The organism is Streptomyces sp. NBC_01478, assembly GCF_036227225.1.
Taxonomy (GTDB): Bacteria; Actinomycetota; Actinomycetes; order Streptomycetales; family Streptomycetaceae; genus Streptomyces.
In genome coordinates, this window is sequence record NZ_CP109444.1 from 5487095 (window position 1) to 5509030 (window position 21936).

Annotated in this window: 21 protein-coding genes and 1 pseudogene; 13 read left to right on the top strand and 9 right to left on the bottom strand. The window is 70.6% G+C overall.

The annotated features are described in order from the left end of the window. Window positions 1–62 precede the first annotated feature (62 nt). Window positions 63–1328, top strand: a complete 1266-nt coding sequence (locus OG223_RS24630) for an MDR family MFS transporter (protein ID WP_329252569.1) — start codon at window positions 63–65, stop codon at window positions 1326–1328. 137 nt (window positions 1329–1465) lie between these two features. On the opposite strand, the gene OG223_RS24635 is transcribed toward OG223_RS24630, so the two are convergent. Continuing rightward, a complete protein-coding gene (locus tag OG223_RS24635) occupies window positions 1466–1690 on the bottom strand; it encodes a hypothetical protein (RefSeq protein ID WP_329252572.1) in 225 nt (74 codons plus the stop codon). Window positions 1691–2024: 334 nt separating this feature from the next. Next, complete coding sequence (locus OG223_RS24640; protein WP_329252575.1) at window positions 2025–2462, bottom strand: DUF2000 domain-containing protein; 438 nt, start codon at window positions 2460–2462, stop codon at window positions 2025–2027. Window positions 2463–2511: 49 nt separating this feature from the next. Between OG223_RS24640 and OG223_RS24645 the strand changes: the two genes are divergently transcribed. Both OG223_RS24645 and OG223_RS24650 read left to right on the top strand, forming a co-directional pair. Beyond that, a complete protein-coding gene (locus OG223_RS24645; protein WP_329252578.1) occupies window positions 2512–3324 on the top strand; it encodes a helix-turn-helix transcriptional regulator in 813 nt (270 codons plus the stop codon). Window positions 3325–3333: 9 nt separating this feature from the next. Continuing rightward, window positions 3334–3981 carry a class I SAM-dependent methyltransferase gene (locus tag OG223_RS24650; protein WP_329252581.1) on the top strand — a complete coding sequence of 216 codons (648 nt, stop codon included), beginning with the start codon at window positions 3334–3336 and terminating at the stop codon, window positions 3979–3981. Between the two features lies 1 nt (window position 3982). Here the strand turns inward: OG223_RS24650 and OG223_RS24655 are convergent, their stop codons facing one another. From OG223_RS24655 to mshA, 3 genes are all read right to left on the bottom strand, one after another. Continuing rightward, complete coding sequence (locus tag OG223_RS24655; protein WP_329252584.1) at window positions 3983–5611, bottom strand: glycosyl hydrolase family 28-related protein; 1629 nt, start codon at window positions 5609–5611, stop codon at window positions 3983–3985. A gap of 110 nt (window positions 5612–5721) precedes the next feature. Beyond that, window positions 5722–6234, bottom strand: a complete 513-nt coding sequence (locus OG223_RS24660; RefSeq protein WP_329252587.1) for a YbjN domain-containing protein — start codon at window positions 6232–6234, stop codon at window positions 5722–5724. Beyond that, window positions 6227–7564, bottom strand: coding sequence for a D-inositol-3-phosphate glycosyltransferase (gene mshA, locus OG223_RS24665; RefSeq protein WP_329252590.1), 1338 nt, complete (start codon window positions 7562–7564; stop codon window positions 6227–6229). Before mshA ends, OG223_RS24660 begins: the two co-directional genes overlap by 8 nt. Before the next feature lie 345 nt (window positions 7565–7909). Here mshA and OG223_RS24670 point away from each other — a divergent pair, with 345 nt between their 5' ends. From OG223_RS24670 to OG223_RS24685, 4 genes are all read left to right on the top strand, one after another. Then, window positions 7910–8611 (top strand): LAETG motif-containing sortase-dependent surface protein, encoded by a 702-nt coding sequence (locus tag OG223_RS24670; RefSeq protein WP_329252593.1) that lies wholly within the window; start codon window positions 7910–7912, stop codon window positions 8609–8611. A 508-nt stretch (window positions 8612–9119) separates the two neighbouring features. Beyond that, window positions 9120–9932: a class I SAM-dependent methyltransferase gene (locus tag OG223_RS24675; protein ID WP_329252596.1), complete on the top strand. Its 813-nt coding sequence runs from the start codon at window positions 9120–9122 to the stop codon at window positions 9930–9932. Between the two features lie 203 nt (window positions 9933–10135). Then, on the top strand, window positions 10136–11227 hold the full coding sequence (locus tag OG223_RS24680; protein ID WP_329252599.1) for a C40 family peptidase: 1092 nt from the start codon (window positions 10136–10138) through the stop codon (window positions 11225–11227). 283 nt (window positions 11228–11510) lie between these two features. After that, the gene (locus OG223_RS24685; protein WP_329252601.1) at window positions 11511–12914 is read left to right on the top strand and encodes a PP2C family protein-serine/threonine phosphatase; all 1404 of its coding nucleotides are present in this window, start codon (window positions 11511–11513) and stop codon (window positions 12912–12914) included. Between the two features lie 35 nt (window positions 12915–12949). On the opposite strand, the gene OG223_RS24690 is transcribed toward OG223_RS24685, so the two are convergent. The 4 genes and pseudogenes from OG223_RS24690 to OG223_RS24705 all read right to left on the bottom strand — a co-directional run. After that, window positions 12950–13264, bottom strand: a complete 315-nt coding sequence (locus tag OG223_RS24690; protein WP_443073851.1) for a DUF2516 family protein — start codon at window positions 13262–13264, stop codon at window positions 12950–12952. A 140-nt stretch (window positions 13265–13404) separates the two neighbouring features. Further along, a complete protein-coding gene (locus OG223_RS24695; protein WP_329252606.1) occupies window positions 13405–14073 on the bottom strand; it encodes a hypothetical protein in 669 nt (222 codons plus the stop codon). 55 nt (window positions 14074–14128) lie between these two features. Beyond that, window positions 14129–14626, bottom strand: a complete 498-nt coding sequence (locus tag OG223_RS24700; RefSeq protein ID WP_329252609.1) for a helix-turn-helix domain-containing protein — start codon at window positions 14624–14626, stop codon at window positions 14129–14131. A 107-nt stretch (window positions 14627–14733) separates the two neighbouring features. Next, window positions 14734–14919, bottom strand: a pseudogene (locus OG223_RS24705) (FAD-dependent monooxygenase); the annotation flags it as partial. 178 nt (window positions 14920–15097) lie between these two features. Between OG223_RS24705 and OG223_RS24710 the strand changes: the two are divergent. From OG223_RS24710 to OG223_RS24735, 6 genes are all read left to right on the top strand, one after another. Beyond that, window positions 15098–15865, top strand: coding sequence for a TnsA-like heteromeric transposase endonuclease subunit (locus OG223_RS24710; RefSeq protein ID WP_329252611.1), 768 nt, complete (start codon window positions 15098–15100; stop codon window positions 15863–15865). Continuing rightward, a complete protein-coding gene (locus tag OG223_RS24715) occupies window positions 15831–17918 on the top strand; it encodes a transposase (RefSeq protein ID WP_329252614.1) in 2088 nt (695 codons plus the stop codon). Before OG223_RS24710 ends, OG223_RS24715 begins: the two co-directional genes overlap by 35 nt. Further along, a complete protein-coding gene (locus OG223_RS24720; RefSeq protein ID WP_329252617.1) occupies window positions 17909–18958 on the top strand; it encodes an ATP-binding protein in 1050 nt (349 codons plus the stop codon). The genes OG223_RS24715 and OG223_RS24720 overlap by 10 nt, the downstream gene beginning before the upstream one ends. Continuing rightward, entirely contained in the window at window positions 18955–19866 is a 912-nt protein-coding gene (locus OG223_RS24725) for a hypothetical protein (RefSeq protein WP_329252619.1), read from the top strand. The genes OG223_RS24720 and OG223_RS24725 overlap by 4 nt, the downstream gene beginning before the upstream one ends. Window positions 19867–20244: 378 nt before the next feature. Next, window positions 20245–20709, top strand: a complete 465-nt coding sequence (locus OG223_RS24730; RefSeq protein ID WP_329252621.1) for a hypothetical protein — start codon at window positions 20245–20247, stop codon at window positions 20707–20709. Between the two features lie 252 nt (window positions 20710–20961). After that, the gene (locus OG223_RS24735; RefSeq protein WP_329252624.1) at window positions 20962–21699 is read left to right on the top strand and encodes a dienelactone hydrolase family protein; all 738 of its coding nucleotides are present in this window, start codon (window positions 20962–20964) and stop codon (window positions 21697–21699) included. Window positions 21700–21936 lie beyond the last annotated feature (237 nt).

The following is a 21936-nucleotide window of genomic DNA, read 5'->3' on the forward strand; positions in this document are numbered from 1 at the left end:
TCGTAAGTTGTGAGTGGCGCATGAGCCACTTACACACCCGTCCGACCGTGGGGGATCCGTCCATGTCACTCGCCGCCCTGAGACGCGCCGCCCGGGAAACCGTCTCCGGTCTGCCCCGCGAGTTCTGGTGGCTGTGGACCAGCACCCTCGTCAACCGGCTCGGCGCGTTCGTCTCGACCTTCATGGCGCTGTATCTGACCCTCGACCGCGGCTACTCCGCCACCTACGCCGGCCTGGTCGCCTCCCTGTACGGGCTCGGCGGGGTCGTCTCGTCCATCGGCTCCGGGGTGATGACCGACCGGCTCGGACGGCGGCCCACCCTCCTCATCGCGCAGTCCTCGACCGCCGCGTCCGTGGCCCTCCTCGGCTTCATGCACGATCCCGTCGCCATCGCCGGCGTCGCGTTCCTCGTCGGGGCCGCCAGCAACGCGTCCCGCCCGGCGGTGCAGGCGATGATGGCCGACATCGTGCGCCCCGAGGACCGAGTCCGCGCGTTCTCCCTCAACTACTGGGCCATCAACCTCGGTTTCGCCATCTCCTCCATGGCCGCCGGGTTCATCGCCGAGGTCAGCTACCGCGCCGGGTTCCTGCTGGAGGCCGGGATGACGGCGGTCTGCGCGGTCGTCGTGTTCCTACGGCTCCCCGAGTCCCGGCCCACCGTCCCGGCCGGCGCCGACGGCAAGCGGCCCGCCGACGCGGTCGGCCTGCGGACCGTCCTGCGCGACGGGCGGTTCATGAGTGTCGTAGGCCTGTCCTTCCTCGTCGCCCTCGTCTTCCAGCAGGGCTCGGTCGGACTGCCGGTCGCGATGGGCGAGGCCGGCTTCACCCCCGCCGACTACGGCACCGCGATCGCCGTCAACGGCTTCCTCATCGTCGCCCTCCAGATCCCGGTCACCCGCCTCATCGAACACCGCGACGCCAAGCGCCTGTTGGTCGTCTCCTCGATCCTCGCGGGCTACGGCTTCGGGCTCACCGCGTTCGCCGGCTCGGTCGGTGTCTTCGCCCTCACGGTGTGCGTGTGGACCCTCGGCGAGATGATCAACGCCCCGACCCAGACCGGCCTCGTGGTCCGTCTCTCCCCGGTCCAGGGACGCGGTCGCTACCAGGGCATGTACACCCTCTCCTGGGCGGTCGCCGCGCTCGTCGCCCCGCTCATGTCCGGTTTCGTCATCGACCACTTCGGCGCGGAGTGGCTGTGGGGGATGTGCGCGGTCGTGGGGACGATGGCGGCGGTGGGATACGGCGCCCTGATGCGGCGACTTCCGGCCACCGAACCGGCGGCCGTCGACATACCGGTGGCGGCGAAGCCGGAGGTCAGCGCGGCCTGACGGCCCTGCGACGCCCCGGCCACGCCGTCACCTTCCCGACGATGACATACCCGACGACGACGAGCCCCCTGCCCGCACGTCTTCTGCGGGTAGAGGGCTCGTCGTCGTGACCGGCGATGACCGCCGACGGGCATCGGTCAGTAGCCGACGTTCACGCCGACGCTGTGGGGGAGCGCACCGAGGGTGCCGCCGACGGTGCCCAGGACAGTCGCCTTGACCGAGTCGACCTCGGCGAGGAGGTCCGCGCTGCTGAGGGTCGTCGAGCCGATGCTGACGCTGATCTGCGGGCTCACGCCGCCGGAGACGGTGTCGAGCTCGGCGTCGGAGATCTCGAGGGTCTGAACCTGGGGAGCGGAGTTCATGGGGAGACTGCCCTTCGCGAGGTGGTCCACATGGGGATGCGGTCCCGCTGGGGGACAGGCTGCGGGCCGCGATGCGCAGGATCAAACCACGCGACGTGCGGGGCATCCAGTCCGAACCCGCTCCCGGCAGGGCAGTTGAACCCGGCGGCGGCCGAACCGTGTGCGTGTGCACACGAGTTGGGTCCGGGTTCTCTACACGCGGCGGCGCACAGCGGGCTGACAGGCAGTACGGCGGCCGGTTCGAACCGGACAACTCGGCCCCAACGGGCCCCGCCCGCCCCGCGGTTGCGCACGCCCTGTGCAGATTCGGTCATGGATGGCGTCACGGATGGCGTCACGGATGCATCCGCGCCCCTTTCACCACCTTGTCCACCCCGTTCCGCGGCCCGTACACCGCAAGCCCCACCACATCCAGCTCGGCCGTGGCGACGGCCCGCACCGCCGCCCGGTTGTCCCGGTCGTTGCCGGTGCCGAACAGGTCGGACGTGAAGACCGCACGCGGCAGGGCGCGGGACAGAACCCGGGCGTGGGCCGCCGTCAGCGTCTCCTTCGTGGCCTCGAAGACCATCACCGGCTGCCGGAACATCGGCAGATACGCCACCCCGTCGGCGTCCTCGTACGGCTCCCCGATCACCTCGGGAATCTGTGACCCCAGGCCGCTGACCAGGAAGGACGTCACGTTCAGCCGCTGCCAGGGCTCGAGGTCGTCCCGCAGCAGGACGGCGATCTTGGTGTCGAAGCGCATCGGTTCGGCAGTGTTGTCAGTGCTCATACGTCGAGACTGCCGACCGCCCCACGCTCATGTCTTGTACGTTCTTTGCATGGCCCCGCAGCGCCCCGAACAGGAAGTCTCCGCGTGGCGGCCCCGCATCCCCGGTGTCGTCGAGGTCTTCCACGCCCACTTCACCGAGTACGCGTACCCGATGCACGTGCACGACGCGTGGACGCTGCTGATCGTGGACGACGGCGCCGTACGGTACGACCTCGACCGGCACGAGCACGGCACCCCGCACGACACGGTCACGCTGCTCCCCCCGCACGTGCCGCACAACGGCTCCCCCGCCACCCCGCACGGCTTCCGCAAACGCGTCCTCTATCTCGACGGCACGCACCTCCCGGACGGTCTCATCGGTTCCGCCGTCGACCGGCCCGACCTCCGCGATCCCGAACTCCGGCTGCGCGTAGGCCAGTTGCACACCGCGCTCGACCACCCCGGCGACGAACTGGAGGCCGAGAGCCGGCTGACCCTCATCGCCGAACGACTGCACGCCCACCTACGGCCGTCCGCCCCCGCCCCCGCCGAGGACCCCGTCCTCGCCCGCACCCTGCGCGAACTCCTCGACGAGCGCGTCACGGAGGGCATCGCCCTCGACGAGGCCGCCCGGCTCGTGCACGCCCATCCCGCCCATCTGGTACGGGCGTTCAGCGGGGCGTACGGCATCGCACCGCACCAGTACCTGATGTCCCGCCGCGTCGACCGCGCCCGCCGGCTCCTCCTCGACGGCCGGCCGCCGGGCGAGGTGGCGACGGTGACCGGGTTCTACGACCAGTCCCATCTCACCCGCCATTTCCGGAAGTTGGTGGGGGTCACACCGGGGCGTTATTCACGCGACAGAGATCGACACCGTGGCTAGGTTCGCCGCATGGACTGGCACGAGTGGCACGACTCCTACGACTCCCCCGACTCCTACCTCAGTCGGCGCCTGGCCATCGTCCAGGAACGTCTCCGGCTCGCCCTCGACACCGCCCCGCCGGGCCCGCTCACCGCGATCAGCCTCTGCGCCGGGCAGGGCCGTGACCTGATCGGCGTACTCGCCGATCATCCACGCGGGGCCGAAGTCCGCGCCCGGCTGGTCGAGTTGGACGAGCGGAACGTCGCCGACGCGACACAGGCAGCCCGGGCCGCCGGCCTCCCCGGTGTCGAAGTCGTCGCCGGGGACGCCTCGTTGACGGACCACTACGCCGACCTCGCACCCGCCGACCTCGTCCTCGCCTGCGGCGTCCTCGGCAACATCACCGACGCCGACGTGGAACGCCTCCTCGACCACTGCACCGCACTGTGCCGGACGGGCGGCACGCTCGTATGGACGCGCAGCCGCGACATGGTTCCCGACCTCGTCCCCCAGGTCTGCGCCTGGCTGGAGCAGCGCGGCTTCGAGCGGCTGTGGGTCTCCGACCCCTCGATCCCCCAGTCCGTCGGCGCCCACCGCTTCACCGGCGAGACCCGCCAACTCCCCACCGGCACCCGCATGTTCGACTTCGTCGGCTACGACGTCCTGCGGCGCACGTGAGTCACAGCTCCCGCTGCGCCTCGTACAGGTTCCGCGGCCGTACGGCATCCGTCGTGCCGTAGAGCTCCAGGCGGGAGTGCAGGTCGCCGGTGAAGTCGGGGACGTCGGTCTGGTCGAACTCTGTGACCGTGTTCAGGCCCACCGTGGCGCTGTACGGCGCCAGTCGGTCGATCTTCATCAGGCCGGCCCGGCCGTTGGTGACGCGGATGTTCCAGTGGGTGAAGCGGGCGCCGAACAGTGGGCCGGCGCTCGCGTCGCCGCCGTGGCGGCCGTCGTTGTGCACCGTGATGTCGGTGCGGACGTCGGCGAAGGGCAGGCCGCGGTGGCTGTCGAAGGTGCCCATGCGCATGTCGCCGCGCGACCAGACGTTGTACGAGGACAGGCCCTCGACGTTGATGCCGTGGAGCTGGGTGTTGGCAGGGGCCGGTACGGTGCGCTCCTCGATCGTGAAGTCCTCGATGAGGTTGTCGTGCGAGCCCTCGCGGCAGAAGTAGGGGTGGTGGGAGCCGCGGCCCGCCACCCGCGTACCGCGCAGTGTGCACGCCGAGGCCGCCACCAGGCCGAAGCCGTTGTCGACGTGACGGACCGTCACATCCTTCACCCGGCAGTCGTAGGCGCATTGGAGGACGACCCCGTTGTAGCCCTTGTCGAGGAGGTGCGGTTGCTGTGGGGTCTCCACCGCCTCCAGCGTCAGACCCTCCACCCCTGATCCCGTCAACTCCTGCACGTGAGTGGTGAATTGGGGGTTCCACTCGGGGCGGAGGTCGAGGGGCAGCGGCCGTTCGAGAGTGACCTTCCGGCCGTGGACGTGGGCGATGCGGACGGGCCATTCGTAGGGGACGTACGACAGGAGCTTCGTCTTGTCGTCCCAGTAGTACGCCTCGGGGCCGGGGCCGCCGCCCGCCATGTGCTGGAGGAGGGTGTGGCGGGTGTCGTCGGCGAGGCGGAGCAACACCAGTTCGCCCGGCCTCAGTTGCGAGGCGTCCGCCACCCGCACCGTCCACGCGCCCTGCCTCGCCGGCTCGACGGTCGTCAACTGCCGCCATTCGTCACGCCTGTTGCCGGTCCAGCCCTCGAAAGGCCAGGCCTTCGCCCGGATCGCGGCGACCAGTGAGTCCCAACGGGCCTCCGGGGCAAGCCAGATGAGGCCGCCCGCCCAGGACCAGGACGACTTGTCGCCGCCGTAGCGGGAGCCGTAGACGCCGATGAGTTCGGTCAGATTCCGCGTCGCGCAGAGCTTCGTACGGTCGCTGCCCGCACCCCTGAGCAGCACGTTCGAGTGGCCGACGCGGATCACGTCGTCGATGCGGAAGATGCCGGGCGGGAGGTGGACCGTGCCGCCGCCGGCCCGGCCGGCAGCGGCGATGGCACGGTTGATCGCGGGGGCGGAGTCGACGGCGGAGTCCGCCACGGCGCCGAACGCGCGGACGTCGAACGCCCGGGAGGGGCGGGGATGGCGTCGGGCGCCCGCCCCGCCGATGTACGGGATCTGCGGGTGGGTGAACGGCGTGCGGGTGAACTCCCGCCAGAGGGACGGGACTTGACCTCGCGACCCGCCCTTCGGCAGGGGAACCGCCAAGGCCAGCGTGCTTCCGAGCAGGGTTCGTCTGGTGAGACGGGTGTGGCTCATATACGTACGTCCTCCCACGCGGCTCTTCATGGATGTGAACGACGTTCAGAAATGTGCTGGCGGTGAGCATGCCACGGGGCCGCGACGCTACGGAAGGGGTGAGACGGAGGTCAGTCGGTCGGCCGCTGGGTCAGGTGAGTGAACGCGTCCAGATTCCGCGTCGACTCCCCGCGCGCCACCCGCCACGCGTACTCCTTGCGGATCGCGGAGGAGAAGCCCAACTCCAGCAGGGTGTTGAAGCTGCCGTCGGCGGCCTCCAGGACCTGGCCGAGGAGGCGGTCGATCTCGGCCTCGGTGACGGCGGACAGCGGCAGCTTGCCGGTGACGTACACGTCACCGAGCCGATCGACGGCGTAACTCACGCCGTACAGCTTGAGGTTGCGCTCCAGGAGCCAGCGGTGGACGGCCGTCTCGTTCTCGTCGGGGTGGCGGATGACGAAGGCGTTGAGCGAGAGGGAGTGGCGGCCGACGCGGAGGGAGAGGGTCGTCGACAGCTTGCGGGTGCCGGGGAGTTGCACGACGAAGGTGCCGGACTCCGGGCTCTCCCAGCCGAGTTCGGCGCCCTTGAGGAAACCCTCGATGACCTGCGCCGCCCGCTCCCGGTCCGCTACTGCCTCACCCATGGTGCGAGCGTACGTGACGGCGGTGGGCCTGCGCCGCCGCCGCGTAGACGTCCGCCGTGGCGGCGGCCGCGGTGTCCCAGCCGAAGCACTGGGCATGCTTGGCGGCGGCCTCGCCCATGCGGGGCGCGAGGTGCGGGTCGTCGGCGAGGGTGCCCAGCACGCGCGCGTAGGCGGCGGGGTCGTGGCCCTGGACCAGGAAGCCGGTCTCGCCGTCGCGCACCGCCACCGGGAGCCCGCCGACCGAGGCCGCGAGGACCGGCGTACCGGCCGCCTGCGCCTCTATGGCGACCAGCCCGAAGGACTCGCTGTAGGACGGCATGACCAGCACGGACGCGGCCCGGAACCAGTCCGCGAGCTGCTCCTGCCCGACCGGCGGCCGGAACCGTACGACATCCGCGATGCCCAGCCGCGCGGCCAGCTTCTGCAGGCCCTCCGGCTTCGCGAGGCCGCTGCCGCTGGGGCCGCCGACGACCGGGACGACGATGTTCGAGCGCAGCTCGGGCCGCTCGTCCAGCAACACCGCCACGGCCCGGAGCAGCACGTCCGGCGCCTTCAGGGGCTGGATGCGGCCGGCGAAGAGCGGGATCAGGGCGTCCTGCGGGAGCCCGAGGCGGGCGCGGGCCGCGGCTCGGCCGTCGGCGGGGCGGAAGCGTTCGAGGTTCACCCCGGGGTGGACCACGGCGACCTTGGCGGGGTCGGCCGCGTAGTGCCGTACAAGTTCGTCGGCCTCCTCCGCCGTGTTGGCGATGAGGCGGTCGGCGGCGGCGACGATCTGGGTCTCGCCGATGACGCGGGCGGCCGGCTCGGGGGTGTCGCCGTCGGCCAGGCTGGCGTTCTTGACCTTGGCCATCGTGTGCATCGCGTGCACGAGGGGGACGCCCCAGCGCTGGGCGGCGAGCCAGCCGACATGGCCGGAGAGCCAGTAGTGCGAGTGCACGAGGTCGTAGTACCCGGGGCGGTGGCCGGCCCACGCCTGCATCACTCCGTGCGTGAACGCGCAGAGCTGGGCGGGGAGTTCCTCCTTGGCGAGACCTTCGTACGGGCCCGCGTCGACGTGCCGGACGAGCACGCCGGGGGCCAGTTCGACGGTCGGGGGGAGGGCGGCGGTGGTCGCGCGGGTGAAGATCTCGACCTCGATGTTGATCGCGGCGAGGCGCTGCGCGAGCTCCACGATGTAGACGTTCATGCCGCCGGCGTCGCCCGTGCCGGGCTGGTGCAGCGGTGAGGTGTGCACGGAGAGCATGGCCACACGGCGGGGTTTGCGGTGCAGCCGCAACCGGGCGGACGAGGCCGGGGAACGCCGGCCGAGCCTGCTGCCGTACTGGCTCACGTGGCGTTCCTCCTCGCTGCGGGCATGCCTGAGGGAGGGTGTGCGGTTCCCTCCAAGGGGATGCAACGCCGGGGGCTCGGATTCTCATTCCTGCGCATGGGGAATTTGCCGAGGCATTACCGTTTGTCGCTCAACCGTTCGAGGTGATGTTGCGTGCGATCAGCGGCCGGCTCGGCATGGCCATGACCGTTGTTTGACCATCCACAGGAGCGCCGCCGACCACCCCTTCACCACCTCTTGACCTGCGGCGATACAACCTTTGACAGCAAGGTCACAGGGCTTGTAGACGTGTCGGGCGCTCGGAATCCACGACATGGTCCCGAGCCCTTCGACCTAAGGACAAGCGTGTCCCTCTCCCCTCGCGCCGCCAGGGCGGCCCGTGTCATAGGCACCTCGACCGCCGCGGCCGCGCTCTCCCTCGCCGCCGCCCACACCGCGCTCGCCTGCACCATCGGCGACTTCACGGCGACCCCCGTCTGCGACGCCCAGGGCAACGGCGTCATCCGCGTCACCGACAAGGACGCGACCGGTACGCCGGCCAAGATCACCCTGTACGTCCAGCTGAACATGCCGGGCGGAGAGCGGTGGGTCGACACCGAGACCATCGAGCACCCGACCGCCGAAGGCGTCAGCGTCGACCTCAAGACCGAGGACTGGTACGCCGGCGAGACCTTCCGGGTCCACGTCCAGGCGGGCGACCAGGTCAACGACGACATCACGCCGATGGTCGTCGTCCCGGACGTGACGTGCGGCGACTCCGCCTCGGCGTCTGCCTCCGCTTCCGCGTCCGCCTCCGCACAGCCCTCGAAGTCGCCGAAGCCGTCCTCCAGCCCCTCCTCGTCGTCGTTCCCGTCCCCCCTGGAGAGCAGCAGCCCCACGCCGGCGGCGAGCAGCGCCCCGTCGCCCGCAGGCGGCGGCACACACCTCGCCGAGACCGGCGCGGGCAACGGGACCGCCACGTTCGCGGGCACCGCGGCCGCACTGGTCGCGGCGGGCGGCGGCATCGTCATCGCGCTGCGCCGCAGGGCTGCTCGCAACTCCGGCTGACCTGGCGGCGGGCGGAGTTTCCTCTCGGGCACGAGGGGGTTCCGGGCGGCGGGGCGGCGCAGGGCTAGGTCGGTACGTCGGTACGTCGGTAGCGGGATCCGCTCCTGGCACCGCGCTCCGTCATGGCGGCACACGGATGCCGTCGTGGCGGGGCGGGCAGGCGGGCAGGCGGGCATCGGTACTTCGGCCTCGCGGCCGGCGCAACCTGCGGCAAGGGGGCACGCGGGCGCCATCGGCACCGCGAACTGTCCCCAGCGCCGTGACCCGCCGCGGCGACGCACGGGCACCGCCGCGCACCTCGCCACCGCGATCCGCCGTCCACACCTCGGCACCGCACGGGCACCGCCACCCGATCCGCCGCCCGCATCCCGGCACCACACGGGCACCGCCGCGCACCCCGCCACCGCGATCCGCCGCCCGCACCCCGGCACCACACAGTCACCGCCACCTCGATCCGGCGCCGCCCCGCACCCCGCCCCCACCCCCGCCCCCGCCTACCCTCATACCTATGACAGCCCGCGCCCCCACCCGCCCCGAGGGCACGGTGACCCGCGGCACGACCAACCCCAACCGGCTGCGTCGCATGGACCGCTGGATCGCGGCGACCCACGGCGCCGAGCTGCGGCGGGCCGGCGAGCCCGTCGCCGTCGACCTCGGGTACGGTGCCGCGCCCTGGACGGCCGTAGAACTGCTGGCGCGCCTCCGAACCGTCGCCCCGCACGCGCGCGTGGTCGGTGTCGAGATCGAACCGGCGCGGGTCGCGGCGGCGAAACCGTACGAGCGGGAGGGGCTGGACTTCAGGCACGGGGGGTTCGAGATCCCGGTGTCGCCGCGGCCGTCGCTGATCCGCGCGGCGAACGTCCTGCGGCAGTACGACGAGGAGCGGGTCGCCGAGGTCTGGGCGCGGCTGTGCGGACGGCTCGCGCCGGCGGGCGGGGGCTCCCGGGGCGGGCTGCTCGTCGAGGGGACCTGTGACGAGATCGGGCGACGGCACGTGTGGGTCGCGCTCGGGCCGGAGGGGCCGCGCACGGTCACCTTCGCGACCCGGCTCGGTTCCCTGGAACGGCCGTCGGACCTCGCCGAACGCCTCCCGAAGGCCCTCATCCACCGCAATGTGCCCGGCGAACCGGTGCACGCCTTCCTCCGCGACTTCGACCGCGCGTGGGCCGCCGCCGCGCCCTACGCCTCCTACGGCGCCCGCCAGCGCTGGATGCGAGCGGTGCGGGACCTCACGGCCGACTGGCCGGTGACGGACGGGCCGGCGCGGTGGCGGCAGGGCGAAGTGACCGTGGAGTGGCGGGCGTTGGCTCCGCGCGGGTGAATCCCGGTGCGTGGGTGGGCCGCGGGGAACGATCTCCGACGGCTGTTCGTCACAACGGGCGGGGAGATCGTCACAGCTCATGACCTGGAAGGAAAGGAGAGAAGTACGGGAAGTACTGCCTCTGTCGTTTTCTGTAGGGACATGGCACGATCCCCCAGGCGTCCGTAAGTTACTGACGGTCAATCAGATGTGGGGGCAGGGGTATGGGTACGGGCAGGCAGGCCATGATCACTGCGGCCGTGGCGGTCGTCTGCGCGGTCACCGTACTCGCGGCACCCGGCACCGCGTTCGCGAGCCCGACACCTTCGGCCACCCCGACCGCGACCACGAGCCCCACGGCGTCCCCGACTCCCGTGACCAACAAGGACCTTGAGGCCGTACGCGAGAAGCTCGACGCGCTCTACCACGACGCCGCCGTCGCCACGGACGCCTACAACGCGGCCGAGGAACAGTCGCAGAAGCAGTCCGCCGAGATCGTCGAGCTGGCCAAGAAGATCGTCAAGGGCCAGGAGAAACTGGACGAGTTGAAGGACCGCGCAGGTGCCGCGGCCCGCTCCCAGTACCGCACGGGCGGCCTCCCGGACTCGGCGCAACTGATACTGAGCGACAACCCGCAGGCGTTCCTGGACGGCGCCGGTCGGGTGCTCCAGGGCCAGCGCGCCACCAAGGGCCTGATCGCGGAACTGACCCGCGCCCAGCAGGACTTGAAGCAGTACACCGCCGACGCCTCGGCCCAGTGGCAGCAGTTGGAGAAGAACCGGCTGGCCAAGGCCGCCGCCAAGAAGAAGGTCACGACCCAGATCGCGGCGGCCGAGAAGCTCGAGTCCCAGTTGGAGAAACAGGAGAAGGAGCGGCTGGCCGAGCTGGAGCAGCAGGCCGCGCTGAAGGCGCAGACCGCCTGGCTCGACACCGGCGCGCTCAAGGACGCCACCGGCAAGGCGTCGGCGGCGGGCAAGGCGGCGGTGGCCTACGCGACGGCGCAGCTCGGCAAGCCGTACGAGTGGGGCGCCGAGGGCCCGAAGTCGTACGACTGCTCGGGGCTGACCTCGCAGGCCTGGGCGAGCGCCGGCGACCCGATCCCGCGCACCTCGCAGGAGCAGTGGAGGCAACTGCCGCACGTCGCCGTGAAGGACATGCGTCCCGGCGACCTGATCATCTACTTCGACGACGCCAGCCATGTCGCGATGTACATCGGCGACGGCGCGATCATCCACGCCCCCCGGCCGGGGCGGACGGTGACGATCGCGGGGGCGGGTTCGATGAAGATATTGGGCGTTGTGCGCCCGGATGCGTGACTTGTCCGGTCACCGGGCGGGGCTTCGGCGGGTAACTCCGGTCACGTGACCTGGCACACGCCCCACCCGCCCCAAACTCCCGCCCGGCGTGACCTTCGTCATCCCGGCCCCGACGCCCTCCTGCCCAACTGCGGTACAGGACACGGCATATGACAGTGGCCGCCTGCCAAGCGACCTGACCCACACCATTCCTTTCCGGCGCCCACTACCGCTATGGTCCCCGTCGGTGGGTCGAGGTCCCTCGCCCCACCGTGCCCTCGGGGGGAGGGAAGGAACCAGGACGATGCCCGCACCCATACCGCGGCAGAGAGCGATCCCGGCCGCGGAAGGTGGTCAGGCGCAGGCGCCGACGCCGGCACAGGCCGCGCCCACGGCACCCGCGGCGCCCGCAGTCGACGGCCCCTCCACAGACGTGCCCGCAGACCTGCCCGCGGACAGCCCGGAGGCCGGCACCGGCACGGCCGACGCCCCGCACCGCCCCATCCACAGCACCCCGACGGCCGGCCCCGGTCACCTCACCCTGCTGATGATCGAGGACGACCCGGGCGGCTCGCCCGTCGTACCCGAGCTGCTCGACCCCACCGGCAAGCCGATCCGGGTCCGCACCGCCCGCAACCTCACCGAGGCCGAGCGGCTGCTCACCGACGACGTCCACTGCATCCTGCTCGACCTCGCGCTGCCCGCCCCCGGCCGCGCCGCGGACGGCACCGACGACGAGCTCGCCGTACTCAAGCACGTGCTGAGGATCGCGCCCCACCACGCCGTCCTCGCCCTCACCGCGTCCGGCGACACCGAGCGCGGCGCCGAGGCGGTCCGCGTGGGCGCCCAGGACTATCTCTTCCGCGACGAGCTGGACGGCCGGCTGCTCAGCCGCGCGATCCGCTACGCGGTGGAGCGGAAACGTTCGGACCGCGCGGAGCGCAAGCTCACCGAGTCCAAGCTGCGCGCCCAGGAGAACGCCCGCCTGGAACGCGGCCTCCTGCCCACACCCCTCCTCGACGGCTCCCCGCTGCACTTCGCCGCCCGCTACCGCCCCGGCCGCTCCCGCGCGCTGCTCGGCGGCGACTTCTACGACACCGTGCGCACCCCCGACGGCACCGTGCACGCGATGATCGGCGACGTCTGCGGCCACGGCCCCGACGAGGCCGCGCTCGGCGTGGAACTCCGCATCGCCTGGCGCGCGTTGACCCTGGCGGGCCTCTGCGGCGACCAGCTCCTCGGCACACTGCAACAGGTCCTGGAGCACGAGCGCGCCGACGACGAGATCTTCGCGACGCTCTGCACGGTCGACATCGCCCCCGACGGCCGCCGCGCGGGCCTCTGCCTGGCCGGCCACCCGTCCCCGCTGCTCGCCCGCCCCGGCCGCCCGGCCGAACTTCTCCCCTACGACAACAACGGCCCCGCCCTCGGCCTGCTCCCCGGCGCCCGCTGGCCGCGGATGCAGGTGGAACTGGGCGCGGAGTGGAGCCTGATGCTCTACACGGACGGCCTGATCGAGGGCCGGATCGGCGAGGGCCGCCGCGAACGGCTCGGCCAGGACGGCATGGTGGCGATGGTCCGCCGCCAACTGGCCGAGGGCCTGCGGGGCGAGGAACTGCTCCGGGCGGCGGTGAACGAGGTCCGCGACCTCAACGGCGGCGAGCTGACGGACGACGTGGCGGTGCTGATGCTGGACCGGACGCCGTAACCCGGGCTTCTCGGCCGTAGGGCTGGGTGTTTGTTTCAGCGGCCGCCGTTGTACGGGCCGTAGGGGCCGTCGCTGCTGGAGCCGCCGGAGCGGCGGCCTCCGCCACCCGAGACCTGCTTCACCGCGGGGCGGACGTCCACGATGTAGACGATGCTCGCGACCGCGCCGGCGATGGGCAGCATCGCCAGGACCGAGAACAGGTAGCTCACCACGAGGGTGATGCCGAGGATGATCAGCCAGAAGACCTTGTTCTGCTTGTTCGCGGCGCGGAAGGCGTCCTCGCGCCGGAACGCGGCGTCGGCCAGCCCGAAGGCGGCCAGGCCCATGAGGAGAATCTTCAGGAGCCCCATGAACCCCGCGAAGCCCAACACCAGAATGCTGCTCACAGCCCGCTCCTTCCCGACATCTACGCCGCCACCGTACCCGTAGAACGGGCCGGGCATCCCGAAGGTGCCCGGCCCGTATCCGTATCCGTCTCCGTGCTCGCGCCCTACTTGGCGGGCGGAGTCGTCTTCTTGGCGGTGGTCTTGCGGGCCGCCGGAGCCTTCTTCGCGGCGGGCTTCGGGGCGGGCTTCTTCGCCGGAGCGGCCGCGGCGGGGGCCGGAGCGGGCTCGGCGGCCTTCACCACGACGGGCTCGGCGACCGGCTCGGGGTCGGGCTCGACCGCGACGGCCAGCTCCTCGATCTCGTCGGCGGCCTCGCCGCGCCAGGTCTTCACGGCCTGCTCGCCGTGCTCGGCGACCTTCTCGTACGTCTCGCGGGCCTTGACGGCGTACTCGGCGGCGACGCCGACCCCGCGCAGCGCGAAGTCCTGGGCGGACTCGCCGAACTTCTTCAGGTCGGCGTCGAACGTGCTGCCGAGCTTCTTGAGGTCGCCGTCGAGGCTGGTGATGAAGTCGTTGACCTTGGTCTGGAAGGTCTCCTGCGCCTCCTTGGCCTTGGCACCGGCCTCCTTGGCACGGGCGGCGGCCTTCTCCTGCACGGCCTTCGGGTCGGTGCCGCGCACGGCGTCGATCCGGGCCGGCGCCTCGGCACGCAACTGCTCGACCAGGCCGGGCACCTTCTTGGCCTGCTGGAGCGCGAGGTCGGCGGTGCCGGCGGCGAAGTAGAGGGGGGTGGGGTCGCTCAGGGTCTTGCGCAGGTCATCGGTGATGGCCATGGTGATGGTCCTCCCGGTTGCTATCAGCTGAGGGTTTTGTGTTGTACGTCCGCGGTCATCCGGCCGTCTTGTGCTGCTCGGTGCTCTTGTCGCCGTCACCGTCACCGTCGCCCTGACCGGCCGTCCGATCCCGCGGTCCGGCGTCGCTCGGTTCCGTGCCGTCGGTCACGCCTGGGTCGCTCGCCTCGTCCCCGTCGGCGATCTCGAAACCGTTCTCCTTGCGGAAGGACACGTAGATCTGAAGCAGCACCTGCTTCTGCCGTTCGGTGAGCGTGGGATCGGCGAGGATGACGGCACGCGTCTCGACCTCGTCCCGGTCCCGCTCGGCGTCGAGGATGCCGGCCCGCACGTACAGCGTCTCGGCGGAGATCCGCAGCGCCTTGGCGACCTGCTGCAACACCTCCGCGCTCGGCTTGCGCAGCCCGCGCTCGATCTGACTCAGATACGGATTCGACACCCCGGCGGCATCGGCGAGCTGCCGCAGGGAGAGCTGCGCGTTGCGCCGCTGCTCGCGCAGATACTCGCCTAGATTGCCGACGTTGAGCGTTGCCATGCCTCTACCCTGCACCACCCCCGCTAACTATTGCAAGCACCTGCTTGCAAAAGTGCGCCATGCCACTCGTCGGGGTGACGCTCGCGGCAATGGCGCTCGGCGGGCGGTCAGGATGGCTGGACATGATCGAAGAGGGCGAGGGCCTCGGCGGGGTCCGGGCTCACAAGGCGTTCCAGACCGGCCGTCGTGATCTTCGCCCACCCGCCGGCCCGTGCCCACATCCGCTCCTCGAAGGCACGGACGGTCTCGTCCAGGTCTCCGGTGTCGGCGACGGCGACGGACTCGCCGATGTCCTGTCTCTGTGATGTCCGGGCAGTCTCGGAGATCTCCGGGCATCTGAGCTGGCGTCTCAGTCATCTCCGGGCATTTAGTGGGGTGTCTCGGTCTTCTCCGGGTACGCCGCTGAGGCTGTGCCTACGGTCGTCGTGGCTGGTCGGCGTAGTACCGGAGGCCCGGATGGATGCGTGTGAGGTGTCAGCGGAGGACGTCGAGCTGGAGTACGTCAGCGCGGGCGGGGTCCGTGAGCGCGGGCCGCTGGGGTGTCTGTGGTCGGTCCGGTTCGAGTCGGTACGGCCCGAGCGCCGGTTTCCGGCTTTCCGGGGGCAGGGCAACTGGTGCGGCTGGTACTGGTCGGCGACGTGTGGCGGGCATGTGGGCTACGAGTCGTGGCTGGAGCGCGATCACCTGATGCTGCTGGACTTCGACCCGCTGGTGACAGGCATGTCCTCACAGCCGTTCCGGCTGTCCTGGGCGGAGCCGGGACGGAAGCGGGTGCGGCACACGCCGGACTTCTTCGTCCGCCGGGCCGACGGCACGGCCCTGGTGGTGGACGTGCGCCCTGATGAGCGGATCGAGCCGCAGGACGCGGTGAAGTTCGCGGTGACCGCGGCGGCTTGCCGGTCGGTGGGCTGGGACTTCGCCCGGGTGGGGACGCCGAATGCGGTGCTGATGGCGAACGTGCGGTGGCTGGCCGGCTACCGGCATCCGCGGGTACACCACCCTGACGTCGCCGATCGCCTCGTGGAGATATTCGCTGACGGCGCCGGTCTACTGGACGGGGCTCGGAGAGTGGGTGATCAGATCGCGGTGCTGCCGGTGCTGTTCCACCTGCTCTGGCGCCGGATTCTGACCACGGACTTGGAGAGCGGCCTGCTGTCGGCGGACACGCAGGTCCGGCACGGTGAAGTGCGGGAGGGAGGCAGGGATGCCGTCGCGTCCGCGGCTGCTGCGTGCGGGTGACTTGGTTCGCTTCGGCGGACGGCTGCATACGGTCGCCGCGTTGGAGGGGACTGCGGTCCGGCTGGTCGACGAGGGCCAGTCAGCGAGCGTGGTGATGCTGGCCCATCTGCTGTCCTCCAACGGCTTCGAAGTGGTCACACCGGCCTCGGTGCGGACGGTCGTCCCACCGGCTGGAGCCCTGGAAGGACTCCCAGCCAGGGCGGTTGAGCGGGCCGAGTGGTGGCAGCGGCACCTGGTGGAGATGCTCACCGGGAGGCCCCTGGACGATCCACACGGCCCGGTGAAGCCCGAGTACGACCCGGCAGTCTGGTCCCTGCGTCAGCGGGAACTGGCGAAGGCCGCCGAGCTGGCGGCGGCGGGGACGGCGGCGTCGCTGACCGTCCTACAGGACATGCGGGCCCGGTTCGAGCGGGAGGGAGTACTCGGGCTGGTCGACCCGCGGCTGCGGACCGTCTCGGACGGCACGGGCCGCACCGACCGGCGGGTAGTCGAGGCTCTTCGGAAGATCGTGGACGAGCAGACCGACCGGTCCACGGTCTCCGCGCAGGTGCTGCGGCGCCGAATGGAACGCCTCCTGGAGGCCGAACACGGCCCTGGAGTGGTGCCACTGCCGTCGCGGGCGACGTTCTACCGGCTGCTGAATGCGGTCAGCTTCGGGCGGCACACGTTGGGCTCGGCCCGCACCCGCCGCTCGCTGGCCAAGCAGCCGGACGGCATGTTCGGCCAGCTCACCGCGGCCCGGCCGGGCGAGGTGATGGAGATCGACTCGACTCCGCTGGACGTGCTGGTCGTTCACGACGACGGCACGGTGGACAGCGTCGAACTGACCGGCATCGTCGACATCGCGACCCGCACGCTGGCCGCAGCGGTGCTGCGGCCGTCGACGAAGGCGGTGGACGCAGCACTGCTGCTGGCCCGGGCGATGACGCCGGAGCCGATGCGCCCAGGCTGGGCGGACGCCCTGCGAATGTCCCGCTCGGTGCTGCCGCACACCTCGCTCATGGCGCTGGACGAACGGCTGGCCCAGGCGGCAGCCGTCCCCGTGATCACGCCGGAGACGATCGTCTGCGACCGAGGCAAGGCCTTTATCTCTGACACGTTCCGCTCGGCCTGCCAATCGCTGGGCATCTCCTTCCAGCCCGCCCACCCCGATACCCCGACGGACAAGCCGCACATCGAGAAGACGCTGGGCTCGGTGGCCACGATGTTCGTCCAGCACGTTGCTGGCCACAAGGGACGCAGCACCGAACACCGCGGCGCCCATCCAGCCGCAGAGGCGGTCTGGACGATCCACCAGCTCCAGGAGTTGTTGCAGGAGTGGATCGTCCACTGGCAGAACCGGCCGCACGACGGGCTGCGGGATCCGCTGATGCCCGGGAAGGCGTTGAGTCCGAACGAGAAGTACGCCGCGTTGGTCGCGGCGGCCGGGCACGTCCCGGTCGCGCTCAGCCCAGATGAGTACATCGAGCTGTTGCCCCGGCACTGGCGGACCATCAACTCCTACGGGATCCGCATCAACCACCGCACCTACGACAGCACGGAGTTGAACCCCTTCCGTCGGCAGCCCTCCGGGATGGGCCCTGACGGTCGGAGCTGGGAGGTCCACTACGACCCCTATGACATCTCCCGCGTCTGGGTACGCAACCACCGCCAAGGCAGCTGGATCACCGCTGTCTGGCGGCATCTTCGCACCGCACCGACGCCCATGGGCGAACTGGCCTGGGACCATGCCCGCCGCATTCTGGCCCGGCGCGGCACCGATCCTGTCAGCGAGGAGGAGATTGCCCAGGCCGCCCTCGCGCTGCTGGATCGGGCCAGCGACGGACCACAAGAGTCCGCGGCCATGCCGGCGGAGCCAAAGCGGGGCAGTCGCAGGGATCACAAGGTCGCCGCCCGCACCCGCACCACCAGTGCGCCCAACCGGCCCTGGACGTCCCCGGACCCACCCGAGTCCGGCAAGGACGACACCGGCGAAGGCGCAGACGACGAACTCGCCGACGTCATCCCGCTGGAGATCTTCGACGCCCGAAAGGAGGCCGAACGATGGTGGTGAAACCGCCCGAGCCGGACGAAGACGACCCCGCCGGGGAACCACGCACCGACCCGTCCACCACGCTCGCCGGGTGGCGGCACTTCGTGGACGCCGATCCCGCCATGTTCGACCTGCTGCCCGACGACCGCTGGCAGGCGCTGGACGGGGCGCAGAGGGACGCCTACGACGAGGCTCGCATCGCCTACCACTCCGAACTCCAGGTCGTGCGAACCTCCACGGTCAAGGAGATCGCCCACCAGGGCCGACTGCTGACCCTGCTCAACCAACGCGAACACGGGGCTCGTCGCGGACTGATCGTCTCCGGCGAGTGGACCACCGGCAAGACAACCGCCCTCAAGCAGCTCGCTCGCCTCCATGAGCTGCGCGTCCGACAACGCTATCCGGGCAGCGGCCGCATCCCGGTCGTCTACATCACCGCTCCTCCCCGCGGCTCACCCCGCAAGCTGGCGATGGAGTTCGCCCGGTTCCTCGGCCTGCCGGTCATCACGCCTCGGCACAACACCACCGACGTCACCAGCGCGGTCTGCCAAGTACTGATCGAGGCCCGGACGGACCTGGTGCTGGTCGACGAAATCCATCTGATGAATCACGCAACGATCGCGGGTGAGGAGCTGTCGGACCATCTCAAGTACTTCACCGAGCACCTGCCCGCCACGTTCGTATATGCCGGGATCAACGTCGAACACTCCGGGCTGTTCGTCGGAATCCGCGGCAGTCAGCTCGCCGGCCGCTGCGTGCTCATCCGCACCGGCCCCTTCCCGCTCAACGCCGAATGGCGGTCGCTGGTGGCCAGCCTGGAGGGCACCTTACGGCTGCAGCAGCACGAACCCGGGACACTTGTGCGACTGTCGAAGTATCTCCACCAGCGCACCGGCGGCATGATCGGAAGCCTCTCCCACCTGATCCGCGCCGCAGCCGTCACCGCCATCCTGGACGGCAGCGAGCGCATCACCCGCTCCGCCCTGACCACGATCCGCATCGACCACAGCAGCGAATCCACTCAGTCCGGCAAGCCCACTCCTCGGAGATCCGCTGGATGACCACTCCCTTCCGGCCTGTGATCTTCCGGCCGCTGCCCCGGTCACTCCCTCCGTTCCCGAACGAGACCCTGCAGTCGTACTGCCAGCGGCTGGCCCACGCCAACCGCATTCCCGCAGAACGTCTCCACACCCCTTCACTCTGGCTGGCGCACGACGGCGACTCCGTCACCGCGCTTCTGCGGCGTCTGACGATCCTCACCGGCCTGTCCCGGGAGACGTTCTGGCACGCGCTGCCGGAACTGCGCTGGAGACACGAGCACGGCATGAGCCCCCTGGGCCGCTCCCTGCCGCCGGTCGTGTCCATGCGTCTCCGTCCGCGCTGGGCCTGCCGACGGTGCACGGCCACCCGAACGCCAGGCCAGCACGTCATGACCTGGGTGCCGATCTACACCCACATCTGCCTCCAGCACAGGCTCTGGATCGGCGAAGCCGTCGCTGTCACGCGCGAACAGGTCGACCTCGCGCAGATGCCGGGAGCCCTCTGGGCTCAGCGTCGCCACCACCGCCTCGTCCGACGTCATGGAGAGAGAGTCACGGCTGAGTGCTTTCGGACCGGCGGCGCCCTTTGGAAACTGTTCGCGGCGCATCACTACACGCTCGTCCCGGAGGCCCTCGGCCAGGGACTCGCCAAGCCCCGCGGCCCCTACCTGTCCTGGGGGCCACAGCTCTACGCGGCGGCCTATCCAGCGGCCGTCACGATGATGTCGCTGGTCGCCTCCCCCGCCTGGCGATCTCTCCTCGCCGAGAGCATGTTCCCCAGCGATGTCGACCGCTTCATGAAGGAGTTCACGCGACGGCTCCCACCAAGCCACCCCGCCTATGCCACCAATATGCCCGCCCTCCCCAGCAAGACCGGCGCCATGGTCCGCCGCGTCACGCAGATCCTGCGCGAGACCAAGGCCGCCTGAATCGGGACCCGGCTGAGCATGGGCGCCTCCCTGCTCGGGAGCTCCAGCCGGGGAGCTGGATCTCCCAAAGTGCAAGGTGGGGCCTCCTCCTACCTCAAGTGGGCCCGGTTCTCGTGTAGCTACGGCAGACAGACATATAGCGGAGAGTGATGGGGCAGCCGAGTCTGTCGCGGTAAATGCGTACACCTCACCTGCGGAAACGTGGCCGTTGTCCTGATGAAGCAGCCCGCCGCCGCAGTAAATACGCGGTTTACCGCGACGGACGGCCCGGCCCCTGACCAGGACGGATACCCCGCAGACGACACCTGGCCGTAGCTATACGAGAACCGAGCCAACTACTCTGGCGGCCGATCTTCTGAACCGGAAAGGGAGGCCGCCGTGCCCGACCCGAGCACCCCCGACGAGGACGGCGAAAACGCCTCCCCCGTCGAGACCGCCAAGCCCCTGTCCAAGAAAAAGATCCTCCTCGGCATCGGCGCCGTGGCCATCGTTGCGGTCGGCGGCCTGCTCATCAAGCTCGCCCAGAAGAACTACGCCACCGAGCACATCGAGACCGACGAGTCACTCGATGCCAGGGTTCCGACACCCGCAGAGCTTGAGTTCGCCGCCATCGTGCGCGCTGCCGCAGAAAGCGTGGGGAAGATCATGAGTGTCTCCACGAGCGGCTTCACCGTGGAAGCAAAGATCCGATCCAACTCCGGCAGGGGAACGTGGACGGCGTACTTCGAGTTTGATGACGAGACAGGCCACTGCCACTACTCCCATCCCTACCGGGGCGCGACCGCGCCTCTGTTCTTCATCGAGGAGGTCCAAAGGCGACTCAGCGAAGCAGCGGCCGCCTGACAGCTAGTTCGCCGCTCAGCCGGGGCAGCCAGCGGCACAGGACCCTCCCTGCACAGCGCGGGAGACGGCCATCTCGCGCGCCCAGCTGGCCCGTACGGGATCTCCCGCTGCCCGTCCCAGATGAACGTGCGCACCGCGGCCGCTTGAAGCCCTGAGCGCTCGGCCCCCGTATTCCACAGGGACCCGCGCGCTACTCTGCCAGTGGCAGAACAGCGGCCGGACCGGGCTCGACGATCACTACAGTCCAGCCTCATGACGACGATTACGACGCGTACGGTCGAGTACCCCGCCGACGGTCTGACGATGATCGGGCACCTCGCGCTCCCGGCCGGTGTCGACCGCCGGCCCGCGGTGCTGCTCGGACCAGAGGGCATGGGGCTCAGCGACGTCGAGCGCCGCCGGGCCGATGCTCTCGCCGAGCTGGGATATATGGCGCTGGCCTTCGACCTTCATGGCGGGCGCTATTTGGGCGACCCCGAGGAGATGCTGGCCCGTTGCCTGCCGCTGCTCGCTGATCCCGAGCGGATGCGAGGCATCGGCCATGCGGCGCTCGATGTGTTGCGCACCGAACCGCGGACCGATTCCGACCGGATCGCCGTCGTCGGCTACGGCACCGGGGGCGCCGTCGGGCTGGAACTCGGGCGCGACGGCGTCAACCTGCGCGCGATCGGCACAGTCAACGCACTGACCACGGGCCGACCGGGCGAGGCAGTGCGCATTCGCTGCCCGGTGTGGGCCGGGGTCGGGTCGGAAGACCCGATCATGCCGCCCGCACAACGGAACGCGTTCACCGCTGAGATGCAGGCCGCAGGCGTCGACTGGCGCCTCGCGGTCTACGGCGGCGCCTTGCACGCCTTCCACCACCCGCCGGTCGACCACCCCACGGTCCCCGGCGTCGGCTACCACCCGCAGCACGCGCAGCGAGCCTGGCGCGACGCCGTCGACCTGCTCACCGAGTGCCTGCCCGTGTCGGAGGATCCGGGGGCATGACCCAGGCAGGCATGCTGGCACCAGGCCTGGTCCGCGTCGGGCACTCACAGTCCCCTCCCCTCAAGTTCCCATAGCAGAACCACATTCGGGCGGAGGCTCGGCCGCGGAGACGCATTCGCAACTGCCGCAGTAAATGCCGGATTTAGCGCGGCGGGGCCTCTATCGTGATCACGGTGACCTGCGGTCGGCCCCTCCCGGCGAGGTAGCGAGGTGTACGCATTTACCGCGACAGGGAGG

Coding starts and splice junctions, on each gene's coding strand:
- OG223_RS24630 (WP_329252569.1), top strand. CDS start 63: ATGTCACTCGCCGCCCTGAGACGCGCCGCCCGGGAAACCGTCTCCGGT.
- OG223_RS24635 (WP_329252572.1), bottom strand. CDS start 1,690: ATGAACTCCGCTCCCCAGGTTCAGACCCTCGAGATCTCCGACGCCGAG.
- OG223_RS24640 (WP_329252575.1), bottom strand. CDS start 2,462: ATGAGCACTGACAACACTGCCGAACCGATGCGCTTCGACACCAAGATC.
- OG223_RS24645 (WP_329252578.1), top strand. CDS start 2,512: ATGGCCCCGCAGCGCCCCGAACAGGAAGTCTCCGCGTGGCGGCCCCGC.
- OG223_RS24650 (WP_329252581.1), top strand. CDS start 3,334: ATGGACTGGCACGAGTGGCACGACTCCTACGACTCCCCCGACTCCTAC.
- OG223_RS24655 (WP_329252584.1), bottom strand. CDS start 5,611: ATGAGCCACACCCGTCTCACCAGACGAACCCTGCTCGGAAGCACGCTG.
- OG223_RS24660 (WP_329252587.1), bottom strand. CDS start 6,234: ATGGGTGAGGCAGTAGCGGACCGGGAGCGGGCGGCGCAGGTCATCGAG.
- OG223_RS24675 (WP_329252596.1), top strand. CDS start 9,120: ATGACAGCCCGCGCCCCCACCCGCCCCGAGGGCACGGTGACCCGCGGC.
- OG223_RS24680 (WP_329252599.1), top strand. CDS start 10,136: ATGGGTACGGGCAGGCAGGCCATGATCACTGCGGCCGTGGCGGTCGTC.
- OG223_RS24685 (WP_329252601.1), top strand. CDS start 11,511: ATGCCCGCACCCATACCGCGGCAGAGAGCGATCCCGGCCGCGGAAGGT.
- OG223_RS24690 (WP_443073851.1), bottom strand. CDS start 13,264: ATGGGGCTCCTGAAGATTCTCCTCATGGGCCTGGCCGCCTTCGGGCTG.
- OG223_RS24695 (WP_329252606.1), bottom strand. CDS start 14,073: ATGGCCATCACCGATGACCTGCGCAAGACCCTGAGCGACCCCACCCCC.
- OG223_RS24700 (WP_329252609.1), bottom strand. CDS start 14,626: ATGGCAACGCTCAACGTCGGCAATCTAGGCGAGTATCTGCGCGAGCAG.
- OG223_RS24715 (WP_329252614.1), top strand. CDS start 15,831: ATGCCGTCGCGTCCGCGGCTGCTGCGTGCGGGTGACTTGGTTCGCTTC.
- OG223_RS24720 (WP_329252617.1), top strand. CDS start 17,909: ATGGTGGTGAAACCGCCCGAGCCGGACGAAGACGACCCCGCCGGGGAA.
- OG223_RS24725 (WP_329252619.1), top strand. CDS start 18,955: ATGACCACTCCCTTCCGGCCTGTGATCTTCCGGCCGCTGCCCCGGTCA.
- OG223_RS24735 (WP_329252624.1), top strand. CDS start 20,962: ATGACGACGATTACGACGCGTACGGTCGAGTACCCCGCCGACGGTCTG.